Genomic DNA, 15,127 nt, shown 5'->3' with positions numbered 1-15,127 from the left:
GGCGGTGTCGATTTACGGCGCTGAGTCGTTCGACGGGAATTGTTCTTGGTTCTTGGCTCTTGGTTCTTGGTGACGGAGCAGCCGACCACGAACGCAACGGCGTTTGGCGCCAGACGTTCCAATTTGAAACCTGAACAGCTCTCGCGAATCATAAGAGCCCGATTGGCTACGAACTCGCGAGCAGCGACAAGAACCAAGAACGAAAGACCAGGAACAGACAAGCAGCCACTGGCTAAAAGCGCAGTCGCTGCAACCGAAGTAGAAGTCTACGCACACCCAAACAGGTAGTACGACATGCCAAAAATCGACGGAGTTCGTTACCTCAACAGCAAGTTCAAAAAGGCACTCATCCTCGAGCACCCGGACCCCTCGCTCGACGATTACCTGCGCGCGCAGGGCATCGAGCCGGACCGCCGGGAGACTCAGGATGAGGACGAGGTCGTCGAGATCCTCAAGGAGGGTCAGCACGACCTGCTCTACAAGCGCAGCCGTTTTATCGTTAACGAGCGGGTTCTGCAGGCGTCCGAGAACCTCGCCGCGATCATGCTCTGCTGCATCGGCGACGACTCGGTCGACAAAGAGGCGTGTGCTCGCGAGGGCGTCATGGTCATGAACGACCCCATCAGCAACGGCTGGTCGGTCGTCGAGATGATCTTCGGTGAGCTCATCACCGTGGCGCGGCGCATCTACGACTCGGTCCACAAGAGCAACCGCCACGAGTGGACCAAGGACAACAAGAACCGCTACGAGCTTCGCGGCAAGTCGCTGTCGATCATCGGCTTGGGCAATATTGGCAAGCAGGTCGCCAAGATGGCCGAGGCGTTCGACATGGACGTCTACTTTTATGACGCCAGCGAGGTCGCCCGCGAGGTGGGCACCACCTTGGGATGGACGGCGTGCGACACGATGACGCAAGCCTTTCGCGAGGGTGATTTTGTCACGGTGCACGTGTCGGCCGAGGATCCGCGCGGCCACTCCAACGAGAATATGCTCAACTACGAGGAGCACTTCTCGCAGTTGGGGGCCAACCGCGGCGAGAACAGCCCGCGCATCTTCTTGAACGCCGCGCGCGGCTTTTTGTACGAGCCCGACGACCTGATCCGTGCGGTCAACGAGGAGAAGATCCGCCACGCGATGGTCGACGTGTTTCCCGAAGAGCCGGGCAACAAGCAGGACCCCTGGCACAACCCGTATGCCGAGGTCGAGCGTATCTTCAACACGCCGCATATCGGCGCAGCGACTCAGGAAGCCCAGCCGCGCATCGCCAAGCACAAGGCGACGACCACGCAGTTGTTCGACTGCTACGGCACGGTGCGCGACACGGTATTCTCCCCCGGCCACGTCATCGGCGTGGAGGCCGAGGATCCGGACATCATCTTGACGGTCGTGCACAGCGACGTTCGCGGCACCAAAAAGGCCGTCGACGACTGCATCTACGAGGCCGGCCTGTCGAATATGCAGTCGAGCCACCGCGACTTTGCGCGCTATGGCTTCGCCTACGACGTCAACGCCGTCGACCGGCCGTTGAGCCGAGAGCAGCTCGCCCAACTGGTCAAAGCGGCGCGCGAGATCACCGGCGACGATTCGGCGATCAGGGCCATCCGCATGATCGATGTCGGGGAAGGAGCTTGCGCGGAGTAACACCGCGATGAAGACGGCAAAAAGGCCGTCGCTCCGATGACGGGAGCGACGGCCTTTTTGTTGGCGAATGTCTGGTTGTTTCGAGGAATCAGAGGAAGTCGAGCTCGGAGATCGACATGAGCACCATCGAGATCACCAGCACGATGATCCCGTAGCGCAATATCCAGGTATAGGCCGACATGCGGTTTTTGAAGCTCTCGTTGGCCTTGTCCTCGTAGCGTTGGGCCAGAAAGGTCAGCCGCTCGTCGAGTCGACCCGACTCCTCGCCGATGTCGACGTTTTCGAGCACCTCGACCGGCAGCGTGCGGATCGTGTTCAGCGCTTCGGCCAGTGAGTAGCCATCCTCGATGCGCTTTTGAGCTTTTTGATAGTGGTCGAGAATGCCTGGGTGGTTCGACGCTTCGGCGGCGAGCTCGATGCCTTGATAGACCGTCATGCCGCTGTCGATCGATTGCTGCAAGTAGCGGCAGAAGAGCGCCACCGAGTAGTGGCGTCCCGGGTCGCTGACCACCGGCATGCGCATCCAAATTCGGCTGAACAGGTCGCGCGGGGCAAAGTCGACGGGCAGGTTGAGCCACAAAAAGAACACCACGAAGCAGGCCAGCGCGAACATCGCCGATTCGATGCCCGACATGATCAAGATGTCGATGATGCGCTCGTTGGTGTCGCGCGAGAAGGCCAGCTTGACGATATTGCCGCCGATGATGTTGCGAAACACGATCAGGCCGAGCGCGATGAGGATCAACGGCTCGATGAGCGAGGCGGCGAAAGCTTTTTTGCGCGCGTAGCGCTTGCCGTAGATACGGCCGAGCTGGGCGAAGGATTCGGGCAGGACACCTTGCTCTTCGGCGACTAGAATCAGCTTGCGCGCGTTGGGGTCGAGCAGACCGTAGCGCGCCAACGCTTCGCCGAGCAGGTCGCCACGCTCCAACAGGGCCTCGCGCAGGCGGCCGATGGTTTTCTTGTCGAAATCTTGGCGCGCCAGAATATCGAGAATACGCGCATACCCGATGCCGCTCTCCAGCCCGTCGGCAAAGGTCTGGCAGAACTGCTCGGCCTGCGGATCGGTCATGAAGGTCGAACCTTCGCGAACCACAGCCCGTTCTTTCGCGTGCGGGTCTTGCGATGCGCTCAATTCAGGTGCATCGTGTTGAGAGCGGTGTCCGCGGGCCATGAAGCTTATCCGTCAGCGTTTGACATCGATTTCACGCGTAAATGTATTACATTTACAGTGTAGAGTAATTCGGAAGTTACGTCAGCTCAATCTACCGAATCTTGGCGTGTGGCGGGGTGGCGACGCGCTCGGGGTCTCGGTTTCAGTACTACAGGGGAAAGCACCATGTACGAAAAGCAACGAAAAATGATCGGATTGATGAAGGAAATCCTCCAGGAGGACTACCTCCATCTGCAGGTTCACAGCTATACGCTCAACGAAGACCTGGACAAGGGGAGCGTCGACATCAGCTGCCGCTTGAGCGATCAGCAAGATGACAAATTCGAAGTCACCGGCGGCGGCGTCGGTGTGATCGACGCGCTGTTCGACGGCCTCAAAAAACGCATGGCCGACGACTATCCGTCCCTCGAGTCGATTCGCTTCTCGGAGTTCTCCATCGAGGGCCTCATCTCGAGCGACGACAGCCCCGACGTGGCCACGCAGGCCGAAGCGGTGGCGACCGTGGGGATCCTGAACAGCGAGAACAAGGAGTTCCAGTTCGAGGCCAAGGCGCCGTCGGTCAGCCGCGCCGGTATCGAGGCGACCATTCAGGCCGCCGAGTACTTCGTCAACAGCGAGCGTACCTACGTCAAGCTGCACGAGATCCTCGAGCACTACCGCTCCGAGGGCCGCACCGACCTGGTCGAGAAGTACACCGACCTGATGAGCAAAGTGGTCCAGAACACCTCGTATAGTGAGGTGGTCGAGCAGATTCGTAAGGAAATGCGATAGAGCAGCAAAGGAGTGAAAAGTAAAAGAGCGAAAGAGCAACGGCCTCGAAGTGAGCCCTTTTGCTCTCTCGCTTTTTTACTCTTTTACTCTTTTACTCTTTTACTCTTTTACTCTTTTACTCTTTTACTCTTTTACTCTTTTACTCTTTTACTCTTTTACTCTTTTACTCTTTTACTCTTTTACTCTTTTACTCTTTTACTCTTTTACTCTTTTGCTCTTTTCCTCGTTCACTCTTCCCCGACGCAGTCGGTCGGCGTCGGACGGCCCGGTGAGGCCATCACCGGGCTGTCGGTCAAGGGCGTGACGTGGAAGCACCAGTTGGTCGGGTCGTTGTTCTCCTGGGCGTCTTCGAAGTCGCGATGGAGGCCCCAGGCGACATCCTCTTGGCTGCCGAGCGTCTCGATCGATTCGCCCGTCGGGTCGATCAGCCGGCCGCCGGCCCACTCGATGGCGTCGTGCTCGACCAGGTGGAACTCGGCGGCTTTGTAGGAGAGCTGCAAACGCCGCGACGAGTTCGACAGCGGCACGGCGTCGAACCAGCGGCCGTACTCGTAGAAAGTCCCTGCCTCTAACTCGGCGGTCAGCTTGTAGTAGTCGCGGTCCTCGCGCACGAAGACGAAGTACTCTCCCGGCTCGATCCACTGCAGATTGTCGAAGACCTCGCGCTCGGCGTCGTCCGAGGGGAAGGGGTCGACTTGGATGCGCCGCTCCGATCCGCCTAGCTGGATGATAATGCGGCGGGGATCGGCCGGCGCCGTGCCGATATTCTTCACCTCGATGAACTCGCCGTACTCGGTCGACTCGTCCGGCGGCATCGAGCTGTCGGGCATCAACTCCGTAAAGATCAGGAAGGGCTTGCCGCTGGGCGGCTTTTCGTCGGTGATGTCCTGCGGGTCGATCGTGTCGGCGGTGTCACTGGTGTCGCCGCCGTCCTGCACGGACGTGTCGGTGATGTCGGTGGTGTCGGTCGTATCCTCCACCAAAAACGCGTCTCCACGCCCCCGATACGGATACTCGTCGACGTCGACTGCCAGGTTGCAGCCGGAGGCGACGAGACCGAGTAGCAGCACGGCCAGAGTTGGTACGACGTTGGACATCTAGACGAGACTCGCGTGCAAAGTTGGAGTCGAGGGTAGACAACCCACGGCGGGCAGTCAATTTTCACAGTATTTTGGGGCCGTCAATCGGCTCCGTCAGCTTGACACTTCTTCTTTCGCGCGCCTAATCTCTGGGTATAAATCTTCGCGCCCAACTTCTTCTCCGGGACCAAAAATGGCAGACCAAAAAGAGACTGACCTCGACCTGAACGAGACGCTCGAGAACACCACTTCGCAGTACGGTGAACCCGAAGAGCGCGAGCGTCCGCTGATTCTTCTGGCCGACGACGACGCCGAGATTCGCAAGATCTTGCGCGCCCACTTCGAGTCGATGGACTGCGACCTCATCGAGAGCGCCGATGGCGCCGAGACCCTCGAGAGCATCATCGTGCATCGACCCAACCTGGTCATCCTCGACGTGATGATGCCCGAGCTGAGCGGCTGGGAGATCTGCAAGTACGTGCGCGAGCGCGACGACGCCTTCAGCAGCGTGGGCATCGTGATGCTGACCGCCATCGGCCCGACCAACAACGAGCTGACCTCGCCGCTGTTCGGCGCCGACGACTATATCGACAAGCCGTTCGACTTCGACGAACTCGAGTTCAAGGTGCGTAAAGTGCTCTCCGAGCGCGCAGAGCAGTGAGAGCAAAAGAGCAAAAGAGTAAAAGAGTAAAAGAGCAAAAAAGCGAAAAGCAAAGGCGGCCGAGTTGGTCGCCTTTGCTTTTTTGTCTTTTGCTTTTTTGCTTCTTCGCTCTCTCGCTTTTTTGCTCTTTTGCTTTTTCGCTCCTTTGCTGCTGTTAGAGCTCCGAGAGCATCTTCTTTGCCTTTTGGTGCATCGAGTGATTCGAAGGCACCATCGACATGATTTGGCGGCAGAGTTGACCGGCCTTTGCAGGGTCGGTCTTTCTTTTGTTGGCGGCCTGAATGTAGAGGCTTCGCGCTTTGGTCGACAGCTTGCGGCGCAGGCTGTTGACCGTCGAGTTCGACCCGCTGTAGCGCTTTCCTTTGGTGTAGTGGCGGTTGGCGCTGGCGTAGTTGCCCTTGGCGAACTCACTCAAGCCGATCTTGCCGTGGGCATTGGCGAGCTTGGCGTTGATCTCGGACTTGAAGTAGCCGGTGCGCGCGACTTTGCGGTCGGCGCGCTTGGCGTCTTCGAGGCTGTCGATGGCGGTCTTCCACGCGCCGGCGTCATAGGCGCGCTCGGCGCGCTTGTAGGTGCTCTCGAAGCGCTCGATATTCTTGGCGGTCGTATTCGCTCGGCGGGCCAGGGCGCCGCCCGAGCCGGAGGCGGCCTTTTTGAAGTAGGAGACGGCCTGGCCGAACTTGCCCGACTTGTACAGCGAGAAGCCCTTGGTGAAGTTGATGCGCGTGCTCGACCCCGAATTCGAGCGTGAGCTGCTCGAGCCGCTGCCGCTGAGCCAGTCGTCGTTCGAGCGCCGCGAGGCGCTGGCCGAGCGTCGACTCGAAGACGAGCTCTCCTCGGCTTCCTCTTCTTCTTCGGGCGTGTCGCCCTCTTCGAGGGTCTTTTGGAGCTCGAGCGCCCCTTTGTGGTTGGGGACTTCTTCGAGGATGGCCGCCAGATGTTCCTGGGCCTCTTCGGGCTTTTCGGCGGTCACCGCCTCTTGAGCCTTCTGGTACAGGGCGGCCACGCGGCGCTGGCGCGTCTTACGGATCAGCGCCTGGGCGTCTTCGAAATAGACGCTGTCATTCGAGATCTGCGACGCCGCCTCGGTGGCCTCGTCGTCTTTGTCCTCGCCGAGCAGCGTGCGCGCCTGCTCGAGGTGGCGCTGGGCTTTCTTCTCGCGGCTGACCCGCTCGAGCTGGGCGACTACCCCCGGAAACTCGGGGTCGAGCGCGCCGACCTTCTCGAACGTCGCGCGCGCGGCGTCCCAGTCGCGATCTTTGACCCTTTCGACCCCCTCCAGATAGAGCTTTTGCGCCTCGGGATCTTCGGCCGGCTCGGCCTGGGCGGCGACCTCTTTGTTCGCGCCGGGATCGTTGAGGAACAAAAAGCCCGCTGCGCCGATCAGAAAGAGGCTCAACACGCCGGCGCCGATGATGACGTAGGTCAAAATCTTGTCGGTGGTGTCATCGCCGGTCGCCTCGGCGCCCATCTGGCGAACCATGGTGTGGTTTTGGCCGCCGGGTGTGCTCACCTCACGTTTGGGAATGAGGTGGCGGTTTCGTGAGCGCGGCTGAGCGCGGTCTCCCGGAATGACGAACTGGAACTCGGTCTTGCCGGCCTCGATGCGGTCGCCGTGGAAGAGTTCGGCCTCTTCGATGCGCGTGCTGTTGAGCCGACTGCCGTTGGCCGATTGCAGGTCGACCAGAAGGTAGCTCTGGTCGCTGTCCTCCAAGATCTCGAAGTGCTGGCGGCTCATCGCCAGGTCGGCGATCATGATGGTGTTGTTCTTGCCGCGTCCGATCGTGTTTCGCTGCTTATTGAGCAAAAACTCCTGGCCGGCGGCCGGCCCGCTGAGCACCGACAGGCGTGCGACGAGCGCTTCGTTCTCGTAGGGACTGTCGAAGACCTCGGTTTTGACGGCGCTAAAGTCGTCGTCGGAGACGTCGGCGTCGAGCGTCGCTTCTTGCTGGGCGTCTTGGTAGGCGTCTTGGTGGGCGTCACGCGGGATATCGCCCGAGCGATCGACCGCCGGAATCGCGTACTGGCCACTTCTGGCCTGCTGCTCGGGCGTCGGCGGGTTCGGGTTGGTCTGGCGTCTGGGGCGCACGTGCGGCTTGGGCCTCTCGTGCGACGGGTCGGTCTCGCTCAGCGGGGCAGAGACCATCGTCTTTTCGCCGCCGTCGAACTCCGCATCGGCCGCCGGGTCATCGAGCGGCGAGTCGGTCACCATCGTCGCCTCGACGCCGAAATCGTCCTCGTCGACCGCGTCATCGTCGAGCGGCGAATCGGTGATCATGGTCGCCTCGGCGCCGAAGTCCTCGTCGGCGCTCATGTCGTCGGCGTCGGTGCTCGACTCGGCGGGCTCGGCTCCGAAACCCGACGCCGCCTCGAAGGGGCTGTCGGTGAGCATGGTCGCTTCGGCTTCCATGGGCGCGTCGACAGGCTCTTCGAGCTCGACGTCTTCGATAAGCGAGCTGTCGGCAGGAGCACCGTCGTGATCGGCGCCGGTCGCCTTGGCCTTCGAGACTGCCCCCGGAACCGCAAGCCCCGGCAGACTCTTGGCGAGCTCGTCGGCGCTCATCTGGTCGGTATTCGGCCCTTCGTCATCGTAGACGGCGCCATCGATGCGATCGGTGTCGGGCTCGGCGTCGTCGAAGGTCTCTTCGGGAACGTCTTCGACTCGATCGGTGGTCGCCTCGTCTTCTGTGGACTCCTCGCTCGCCTCCGCGTCGTCGTCATTTTGCTCGCCCAGCTTTTTGGGGCTGGGAAGCCCGAGCTGGGTCTTCTTTTTCTTGCGCGAGGAGGGTTTGGGAATGCGCAGAGAGGTGCTCTTATTGCCCGAAGAAGACTTTTTGAGCGATTCCCGGAGCTTGCCGAGGCCGATCAGGGTCTTCTTCTTGGGCTTCTCAGATGATTCAGACTTCTCACTGGTGCCCGTTCCGTTTTTGCTCTCGGGCGCAGCAGAGGCCGGATTTTCTTCCGACGAGGCCATTCGGTAACGTCGCTTCTGATGCGGAAAGACTGTTAACTAAGAGTTTAGTGCAGCGGGCAAGCAATACGCAAGAGTGTCAATTTGAAGACGGGACTGCTAGTTTAGGACGCGATCGTCCACTGCTCGCAGCTTCGTGGGTTCGATGAACGTGTTTCGTACGTCGCTTCGCAACAAGTTGATCGGGGTCTTTTTGGTCCCCACGCTGCTCATTGTGCTCGTCTACGGGTTTCTGGCGTACTTCGCTGCGCGCCAGGGCCTCGAGGACGAGCTGGGTAAGCGTCTGGTCGCCGTGGGGCAGACCTTGTCGGCCGACATGTCCGAGAGCATCGAGGCGGCCCAGATCGCCAGGCTCGAGCCGAGCAAAAAACGCGTGCTCGAGCGCCTGCGCGACAAGCTGCGCCAAACCCGCGAGCAGACCGAGGTGCGCCGGGTCTTCTTATTCGACCGCGACATGAAAAGCCTGGTCGACACGCGCCAGGGCGTCAGCTTCGGCCAGCAACTCTACGAGGTCGAAGCCGATCGGGTCGAGGTGGGGCGCACCTTCGACACCGGCAAGCCCACCACGAGTGTGTTGTTTCGAGATGAACAGGGCACCTTCTACAAGACCGGGTATGCGCCGATCACCCAAGACGGCCAAGTCATCGCGGCCATCGGGGTCGAGGGGAGCGCCCAATACTTCGAGTTGTTGCGCAACTTCGCCAGTATGCTCACCGTGCTCGGCGGCGTCGGGCTCTTGCTGGTGGTCGTGGCGGGCACGCTCTTCTCACGCGCCCTGGTCAAGCCGGTCAACCGGCTCGTCGACGCCGCGCGTCGGCTCGGCGAGGGCGACTTCGAGGCGCCGGTGGCCGACGGCGGCGACGATACGAGCCCGGGCGAGGCGGCCGAGGAGGGCGACGAAATCGCCTTTTTGGCCTCCTCCTTCGAAGAGATGCGCAAGAATATCCTCAGCCGCGACCGCCAGATGCAGATGATGCTCTCCGGCATCGCTCACGAGGTGCGAAATCCGCTGGGCGGCATGGAGCTCTTCTGTGGGCTGTTGCGCGAGGACCTCGAAGAGGAGCCCGACACCGAAGAAACCCGCCAGAAGCTCGACAAACTCGACAAGATTCGCCGCGAGCTGACCTATCTGGAAAAGGTGGTCAAAGACTTCCTCGATTTCGCCCGCAACGTGCCGCTCGAACTCGAGCGGTTCCCGGCCGGCGAATTCGCCGACGAGGTCTGCGGGCTTTTGGCCGGCGAGGTCGACGAGGCCGGCTGCGCGCTGTCCGTCGAGGTGGACGACGAGTTGGAACTGAGCGCGGACCGCGAGAGGCTCCGACGCGCGGTCATCAACTTGATCCGGAACGCGTATCAGGCGTGCGACGGCAGCGGCACGATCACCTTGGCGGTGAGCGCGCGTGGCGACGACACCCGCGAGATCGCCGTGCGCGACGACGGGCCGGGCATCCCCGCCGAGAAGGTCGAAGAGATACTTACACCCTTCTTTACCACCAAAGAGAAGGGCAGTGGGCTGGGATTGGCGTTGACCAAACAGATCGTCAGCCAGCATGGTGGGCGCATGGAGATCGACAGCGAGGTCGGCGTCGGGACGGTGGTGCGGATTGTGATACCGTTCGACCCGGACGTGAAGCCGGTGGAGCAACAGATTCCGGAAGGGTGGTTGGGGTGAGGCGGTACAGGTTTCCGAGGACCCCCATCCGCCCTTCGCTGCGCTACGGGCACCTTCCCCGGGGGGAAGGGATGTCCTTGCGAGAACCACATTGGTAGCTTTATGGCGGAGGCAACCCTTCCCCCCGGGGAAGGTGCCGAGCGCGTAGTACAGCGCGAAGCGGATGGGGGGCGCCGAAAAGCTGAGCTTAGCCAAATTGAAGGTATACAATGCCACATATACTCATCATCGAAGACAACGACACCCTGCGCGAAGGGATCACGCAAGTGGTCGAGCGCATGGGCTTCGAGGCGACCGCGGCGGCTAACGGCCGGTTGGGCCTAGAGGCCTTCGACCAGCGAAAGCCCGACCTGGTCATCACCGACCTGAAGATGGACGAGGTCGGCGGCATGGAGGTGCTCGAGACGGTGCTCTCCAAAGATTCGGAGACGCTGGTCATGATCGTGACCGCCTTTGGCAGCATCGAGAAGGCGGTCGAGGCGATGAAGCACGGCGCCTTCGACTTCATCCCCAAGCCGTTTCCGCCCGACCTGCTGCGCACCAAGATCAAAAAGGCGCTCGAGGTGCAGGCTTCGCGCAAGGAGACCGAGCGGCTCAGCAGCGAAAACGAGATGCTGCGCCGCGACGCCGGCCACCTCGACGATTTCGACATCGTCGGTGATTCCGAGGCGATGCGCGAGGTCTTCAAGATGGTCGAGAAGGTCGCCCCGACCGACAGCACCGTCTATATCTACGGGGAGTCGGGCACCGGCAAGGAGTTGGTGGCGCGCGCCATCCACGAGGCGTCGACGCGCAAAGACGGCCCGTTCATCCGAGTCAACTGCTCGGCGCTGGCCGAGACGCTGTTGGAATCGGAACTGTTCGGTCACGAGAAGGGCGCGTTCACCGGCGCGCACAAGCGTCGGCTGGGGCGCTTCGAGTTGGCCGACGGCGGCACCATCTTTCTGGACGAAATCGGCGACATCAGCCCGTCCATCCAGCTCAAGCTCCTTCGCGTGCTCCAGGAGCGCTCCTTCGAGCGCGTCGGTGGCGAGGAGACCATCGAGGTCGACGTGCGCGTGATCACGGCGACCAACAAAGACATCAAAGAGCAGGTCGAGGAGGGTAACTTTCGCGAGGACCTCTTCTACCGGCTGCACATCATCCCGATCACCCTGCCGGCGCTTCGCGAGCGCCCCAGCGACATCGACCTGTTGGTCGGCCACTTCATCGACAAGCTCGCCTCGCGCACCCGCAGCCAAGTCGACGGCCTCGCCCCCGACGCCATGGGCGCGCTGCGCTCGTACAAGTGGCCAGGCAACGTGCGCGAGCTCGAAAACGTCATCGAGCATGCGCTCGTCTTCGCCGAGGGCGACAAGATTCGCCTGGCGGACCTGCCGCCGGCGATCATCGGACGCAAGAATCAGAACATGCTCGAGATCCCCCAGGGAGAGCGCAGTCTGCCGGAGATTTTGGAGGATTTGGAGAAGCAGTTGATCCTTCGTGCTTACGATAAAGCCGAGGGGGTCAAGACCGAGACGGCCCGGCTGTTGGGCATCAAGACGAGCGCGCTGTACTACAAGCTGGAGAAGTACGGCATTGATCAGGATTAGGAGGCTGAAAGGTCTCGATTGCAGTGAAGCCTTCTACATAAACAATTAAGGACATAGGGGTTGCGATTTGAGACGTGTCTCGGATTGAGGGGGGCGATTTGAGTCGTATTTCCGATGCGCAGCCCTCATGTCCTTAATTGCTTATGTAGCAGGCGCCGCGGTCCTGCAGGGCCGTCGAATTGTTCTCAACCCAACCCAAATTATTGATTCTTATCCCCGGCTTGCAACCCCATCTTGCACCTGTTAGTGGATCGAGACAAACGGGATGGGAGCCATGGCCCTAATCTTGACCGAGGGCAACTCGGGGTTATAGCTTCCGAGCACGAGCCGCCGCAAACTTGAACAAGGAAAAGGCAACGATGAGCGACCTCAGGTTAGAAGAGAAACACGGCATCCACGTCAAAAATATTGTGCGCAACGCCCCTCCCGCGAGGCTGTACGAGGAGGCGCTCAAGAACGAGAAGGGCACGGCCATCTCCGAGCACGGCGCTTTGATGGCCTACTCGGGAGAGAAGACCGGTCGCACACCCACCGACAAGCGCCTGATCAAAAACCCGGAGAGCCAGGACGACATCTGGTGGGGCGATATCAACCGCCCGCTGTCGCCCGAGGTCTGGGAGATCAACCGTCAGCGCGCGATTGATTACCTGAACACCCAAGACCAGCTCTTCGTATTCGACGGCTACGCCGGATGGGACGAGGAGTACTCGCTCAAGGTTCGCATCATCTGCGCGCGTGCCTACCACGCACTGTTCATGCGCAACATGCTGCGTCGGCCCACCAAGGAGGAACTCGCCGGCTTCGGCGAGCCTGACTTCACCATCATGAACGCCGGCAAGTTCCCGGCCAACCCGCACACCGAGGGGATGACCTCGGACGCCAGCATCGACCTGAACATCGAGGCCGGCGAGATGGTCATTCTGGGCACCCAGTATGCCGGTGAGATGAAGAAAGGCATCTTCACCCTGATGCACTACCTGATGCCCAAGCAGGACGTGCTGTCGATGCACTGCTCGTGCAACGAAGGTCCCGACAACAACGACGTGTCGCTCTTCTTCGGCCTGTCGGGCACCGGCAAGACCACCTTGTCGAGCGACCCCAACCGTCTGCTCATCGGCGATGACGAGCACTGCTGGACCGAAAACGGCGTGTTCAACATCGAAGGCGGCTGCTACGCCAAGACGATCGACCTGTCGGCCGAGGCCGAGCCGCTCATCTACGAGACGATCGGCTTCGAGTCGGTCCTCGAGAACGTCGTCTACGACCAGGAGACCCGCGAGGTCGACTTCACCGACGACTCGATCACCAAGAACACGCGTACCTCGTACCCGATTTACAAGGTGCGCAACGCCAAGATCCCGTGCGTGACGGGTCACCCGGACAACATCATCTTCCTGACCTGCGACGCCTTCGGCATCTTGCCGCCGGTCGCCAAGCTGACCCCCGAGCAGGCGATGTACCACTTCATCAGTGGCTACACCGCCAAGGTCGCGGGCACCGAGGTGGGCATCGACGAGCCGCAGGCGACCTTCTCGGCCTGCTTCGGCGCCGCCTTCTTGGTCTGGCCGCCCACCAAGTACGCCGAGCTTCTGGCTCAGAAGATGCGCGAGCACGGCTCGAACGCCTGGCTGGTGAGCACCGGTTGGACCGGCGGCGCCTACGGCACCGGCCACCGCATCGACCTGCCGCACACTCGCTCGATCATCGACGCCATCCACAGCGGCGAGCTGTCGGACGTCGAGACGATGACCGACCCGTACTTCGGCCTCGATGTGCCCACAAGCTGCCCGAACGTGCCTAACGAGGTGCTCGTGCCGCAGAAGACCTGGCCCAGCGAGAAGGACTACCACAAGACGGCCAAGAAGCTTGTCCACCTGTTCCAGGACAACTTCGCCGAATATAGTGACTACGCCTCCGACGAGATCATCCAAGCTGGTCCGTCGATTCCCAACTAAGGAACGACAGGTATCACCACGGAGCACACGGGGCTCACGGAGAAGGGCGTTCTAGTCTTTCCCCGTGGGCCCTGTGCCCTCTGTGGTGACTAATCTTTTGCTGTTTCCAGCTGCGAGTTCAATTCGGCAAGGGTGGGGCCGATCTTGGCGGCATCGAGGCGGGGGAAGGCTTCGGCGAGGCGGCGGTTGCGCTCGTTTCGCAGCGCTTCTTTGGAGCCTTCGAGTTCTTGAGAGGCGATCTGGGCGTTGAAATCGCGCATCATCTCAGTGGCCTCGACGACGTCTTCGTGGGTCATCGGGCCGGTGGTGGCCAGGCGGCGCACCTGCAGGTGGGGGCGCATCTCGGCGAGGCGTGCGTCGCTCATCTCGACCGACGCGCCGGCTGCCAGTGCCTTGTCGACACCGGCGACCGAGTCGGAGAAGACGTCGGTGGCCTGCTCCTCCTCACCCAAGAAGTCACCGACCGAGCGTACCCACTCGATGGGCACCATCAGCGCGCCGATGATGAGGATCAGCGCCAGCGCGGTCCACATGACCGCCGGTCGTTTCAGTGTATCTTTGATGTCCATCATGGTTTCTCTGAGCGTGTTTCAGGTGAGCAACGCCCGCCCCGCGGCACCAACGCCAACGCCTGCTCGAGCACCTCCGGTCCCGCCTCGTCGTGGTGCATATGCTCGCTCAGGTGGCGGCGCCAGCGGCTGGCGCCGGGCTGGTAGGCGAACAAGTTCATCATGTGCGTGCCGATGTACGAGAGCTTGTCGCCTTCGGTCAAACGCTCCTCGACGTACGGCAACATCGCCTCGACGACCTCGTGGCGCGTGGGCGGCTCGAAGTCGTCGCCGTAGATGCGCTTGTCGGCCTCGGCGAAGATATATGGTGTGTCGTAGGCCGCGCGCCCGATCATCACCGCGTCGACCTTCTCGAGGTGCTCTTCGACCTCGTCGAAGGTCTTGATGCCGCCGTTGATCTCGACGAACAGCTCCGGAAACTCTTCTTTGAGGCGGTAGACCTCTTCGTAGCGAAGCGGGGGCACGTTGCGGTTCTCCTTGGGGCTCAGGCCTTTGAGCCAAGCCTTTCGGGCGTGCACCGTAAACCGCGTGCAGCCCGCATCGCGCACCACGCGTACGAAGTGGGCCATATCCTCGTAGCTGTCCTGGTGGTCGAAGCCGATGCGGTGCTTGACGGTCACCGGGATATCGACTGCCTCGCGCATCGCCTCGACGCACGCGGCGACCACATCGGGCTGGCCCATCAAGCAGACCCCGAAATTGCCCGACTGCACCCGGCTCGAGGGGCAGCCCACGTTGATGTTGACCTCGTCGTAGCCCACCGCCTCGGCGATGCGTGCGCACTCGGCCATCTGCATCGGGTCGTCGCCGCCAAGCTGCAGCGACAGCGGCTTCTCCGGCTCGGAGTAGCCCAGCGCGCGGTCGCGGTCCGAGTCGAGGACTTCCCGGGTGTGGACCATCTCGCTGTAGAGCAGCGTGCGCTTGGTGAACAGGCGCAGCATATAGCGAAAATGGCGGTCGGTGCGCCGCATCATCGGGGCGACGCTCAAGGGATTGGTGTCGGTTACGTCGGTCATGGTTGTTACGAACTTACGAAAGGGTC

Annotated in this window: 11 protein-coding genes; 6 read left to right on the top strand and 5 right to left on the bottom strand. The window is 61.4% G+C overall.

Annotation, left to right across the window (positions count from 1 at the left end):
- Positions 1 to 294 precede the first annotated feature (294 nt).
- Positions 295 to 1,641 carry an NAD(P)-dependent oxidoreductase gene (locus tag FIV42_RS07935; RefSeq protein WP_141197155.1) on the top strand — a complete coding sequence of 449 codons (1,347 nt, stop codon included), beginning with the start codon at positions 295 to 297 and terminating at the stop codon, positions 1,639 to 1,641.
- 88 nt (positions 1,642 to 1,729) lie between these two features.
- Here FIV42_RS07935 and FIV42_RS07930 read toward each other — a convergent pair whose 3' ends face one another.
- On the bottom strand, positions 1,730 to 2,713 hold the full coding sequence (locus FIV42_RS07930) for a type II secretion system F family protein (RefSeq protein ID WP_168210492.1): 984 nt from the start codon (positions 2,711 to 2,713) through the stop codon (positions 1,730 to 1,732).
- A 267-nt stretch (positions 2,714 to 2,980) separates the two neighbouring features.
- Here FIV42_RS07930 and FIV42_RS07925 point away from each other — a divergent pair, with 267 nt between their 5' ends.
- Positions 2,981 to 3,586, top strand: coding sequence for an alpha-isopropylmalate synthase regulatory domain-containing protein (locus FIV42_RS07925; protein ID WP_141197153.1), 606 nt, complete (start codon positions 2,981 to 2,983; stop codon positions 3,584 to 3,586).
- 227 nt (positions 3,587 to 3,813) lie between these two features.
- Here FIV42_RS07925 and FIV42_RS07915 read toward each other — a convergent pair whose 3' ends face one another.
- Positions 3,814 to 4,683, bottom strand: coding sequence for a lamin tail domain-containing protein (locus tag FIV42_RS07915; protein WP_141197152.1), 870 nt, complete (start codon positions 4,681 to 4,683; stop codon positions 3,814 to 3,816).
- Positions 4,684 to 4,858: 175 nt separating this feature from the next.
- Here FIV42_RS07915 and FIV42_RS07910 point away from each other — a divergent pair, with 175 nt between their 5' ends.
- Positions 4,859 to 5,326 carry a response regulator transcription factor gene (locus FIV42_RS07910; protein ID WP_141197151.1) on the top strand — a complete coding sequence of 156 codons (468 nt, stop codon included), beginning with the start codon at positions 4,859 to 4,861 and terminating at the stop codon, positions 5,324 to 5,326.
- A gap of 154 nt (positions 5,327 to 5,480) precedes the next feature.
- Here the strand turns inward: FIV42_RS07910 and FIV42_RS07905 are convergent, their stop codons facing one another.
- Complete coding sequence (locus FIV42_RS07905) at positions 5,481 to 8,300, bottom strand: FHA domain-containing protein (RefSeq protein WP_141197150.1); 2,820 nt, start codon at positions 8,298 to 8,300, stop codon at positions 5,481 to 5,483.
- Positions 8,301 to 8,442: 142 nt separating this feature from the next.
- On the opposite strand from FIV42_RS07905, the gene FIV42_RS07900 reads away from it, so the two are divergent.
- From FIV42_RS07900 to pckA, 3 genes are all read left to right on the top strand, one after another.
- Positions 8,443 to 9,969 (top strand): sensor histidine kinase, encoded by a 1,527-nt coding sequence (locus FIV42_RS07900; protein ID WP_141197149.1) that lies wholly within the window; start codon positions 8,443 to 8,445, stop codon positions 9,967 to 9,969.
- Positions 9,970 to 10,178: 209 nt separating this feature from the next.
- Positions 10,179 to 11,561, top strand: coding sequence for a sigma-54-dependent transcriptional regulator (locus tag FIV42_RS07895; RefSeq protein WP_141197148.1), 1,383 nt, complete (start codon positions 10,179 to 10,181; stop codon positions 11,559 to 11,561).
- A gap of 359 nt (positions 11,562 to 11,920) precedes the next feature.
- Positions 11,921 to 13,516, top strand: coding sequence for a phosphoenolpyruvate carboxykinase (ATP) (gene pckA, locus FIV42_RS07890; protein WP_141197147.1), 1,596 nt, complete (start codon positions 11,921 to 11,923; stop codon positions 13,514 to 13,516).
- Between the two features lie 89 nt (positions 13,517 to 13,605).
- Here pckA and FIV42_RS07885 read toward each other — a convergent pair whose 3' ends face one another.
- The gene (locus FIV42_RS07885; protein ID WP_141197146.1) at positions 13,606 to 14,088 is read right to left on the bottom strand and encodes a hypothetical protein; all 483 of its coding nucleotides are present in this window, start codon (positions 14,086 to 14,088) and stop codon (positions 13,606 to 13,608) included.
- Entirely contained in the window at positions 14,085 to 15,101 is a 1,017-nt protein-coding gene (dusA, locus tag FIV42_RS07880; RefSeq protein WP_141197145.1) for a tRNA dihydrouridine(20/20a) synthase DusA, read from the bottom strand. Before dusA ends, FIV42_RS07885 begins: the two co-directional genes overlap by 4 nt.
- Positions 15,102 to 15,127 lie beyond the last annotated feature (26 nt).

Origin of the sequence: Persicimonas caeni (assembly GCF_006517175.1) — a bacterium.
Taxonomy (GTDB): Bacteria; Myxococcota_A; Bradymonadia; order Bradymonadales; family Bradymonadaceae; genus Persicimonas; species Persicimonas caeni.
This window is presented reverse-complemented; position numbering and strand designations above follow the sequence as displayed.

Excerpts from the sequence above, each read along its gene's own strand:
- FIV42_RS07885 (WP_141197146.1), bottom strand. The coding sequence starts at position 14,088 with ATGATGGACATCAAAGATACACTGAAACGACCGGCGGTCATGTGGACC.
- FIV42_RS07930 (WP_168210492.1), bottom strand. The coding sequence starts at position 2,713 with ATGACCGATCCGCAGGCCGAGCAGTTCTGCCAGACCTTTGCCGACGGG.
- pckA (WP_141197147.1), top strand. The coding sequence starts at position 11,921 with ATGAGCGACCTCAGGTTAGAAGAGAAACACGGCATCCACGTCAAAAAT.
- FIV42_RS07905 (WP_141197150.1), bottom strand. The coding sequence starts at position 8,300 with ATGGCCTCGTCGGAAGAAAATCCGGCCTCTGCTGCGCCCGAGAGCAAA.
- FIV42_RS07915 (WP_141197152.1), bottom strand. The coding sequence starts at position 4,683 with ATGTCCAACGTCGTACCAACTCTGGCCGTGCTGCTACTCGGTCTCGTC.
- FIV42_RS07895 (WP_141197148.1), top strand. The coding sequence starts at position 10,179 with ATGCCACATATACTCATCATCGAAGACAACGACACCCTGCGCGAAGGG.
- FIV42_RS07925 (WP_141197153.1), top strand. The coding sequence starts at position 2,981 with ATGTACGAAAAGCAACGAAAAATGATCGGATTGATGAAGGAAATCCTC.
- FIV42_RS07910 (WP_141197151.1), top strand. The coding sequence starts at position 4,859 with ATGGCAGACCAAAAAGAGACTGACCTCGACCTGAACGAGACGCTCGAG.
- FIV42_RS07900 (WP_141197149.1), top strand. The coding sequence starts at position 8,443 with ATGAACGTGTTTCGTACGTCGCTTCGCAACAAGTTGATCGGGGTCTTT.
- dusA (WP_141197145.1), bottom strand. The coding sequence starts at position 15,101 with ATGACCGACGTAACCGACACCAATCCCTTGAGCGTCGCCCCGATGATG.
- FIV42_RS07935 (WP_141197155.1), top strand. The coding sequence starts at position 295 with ATGCCAAAAATCGACGGAGTTCGTTACCTCAACAGCAAGTTCAAAAAG.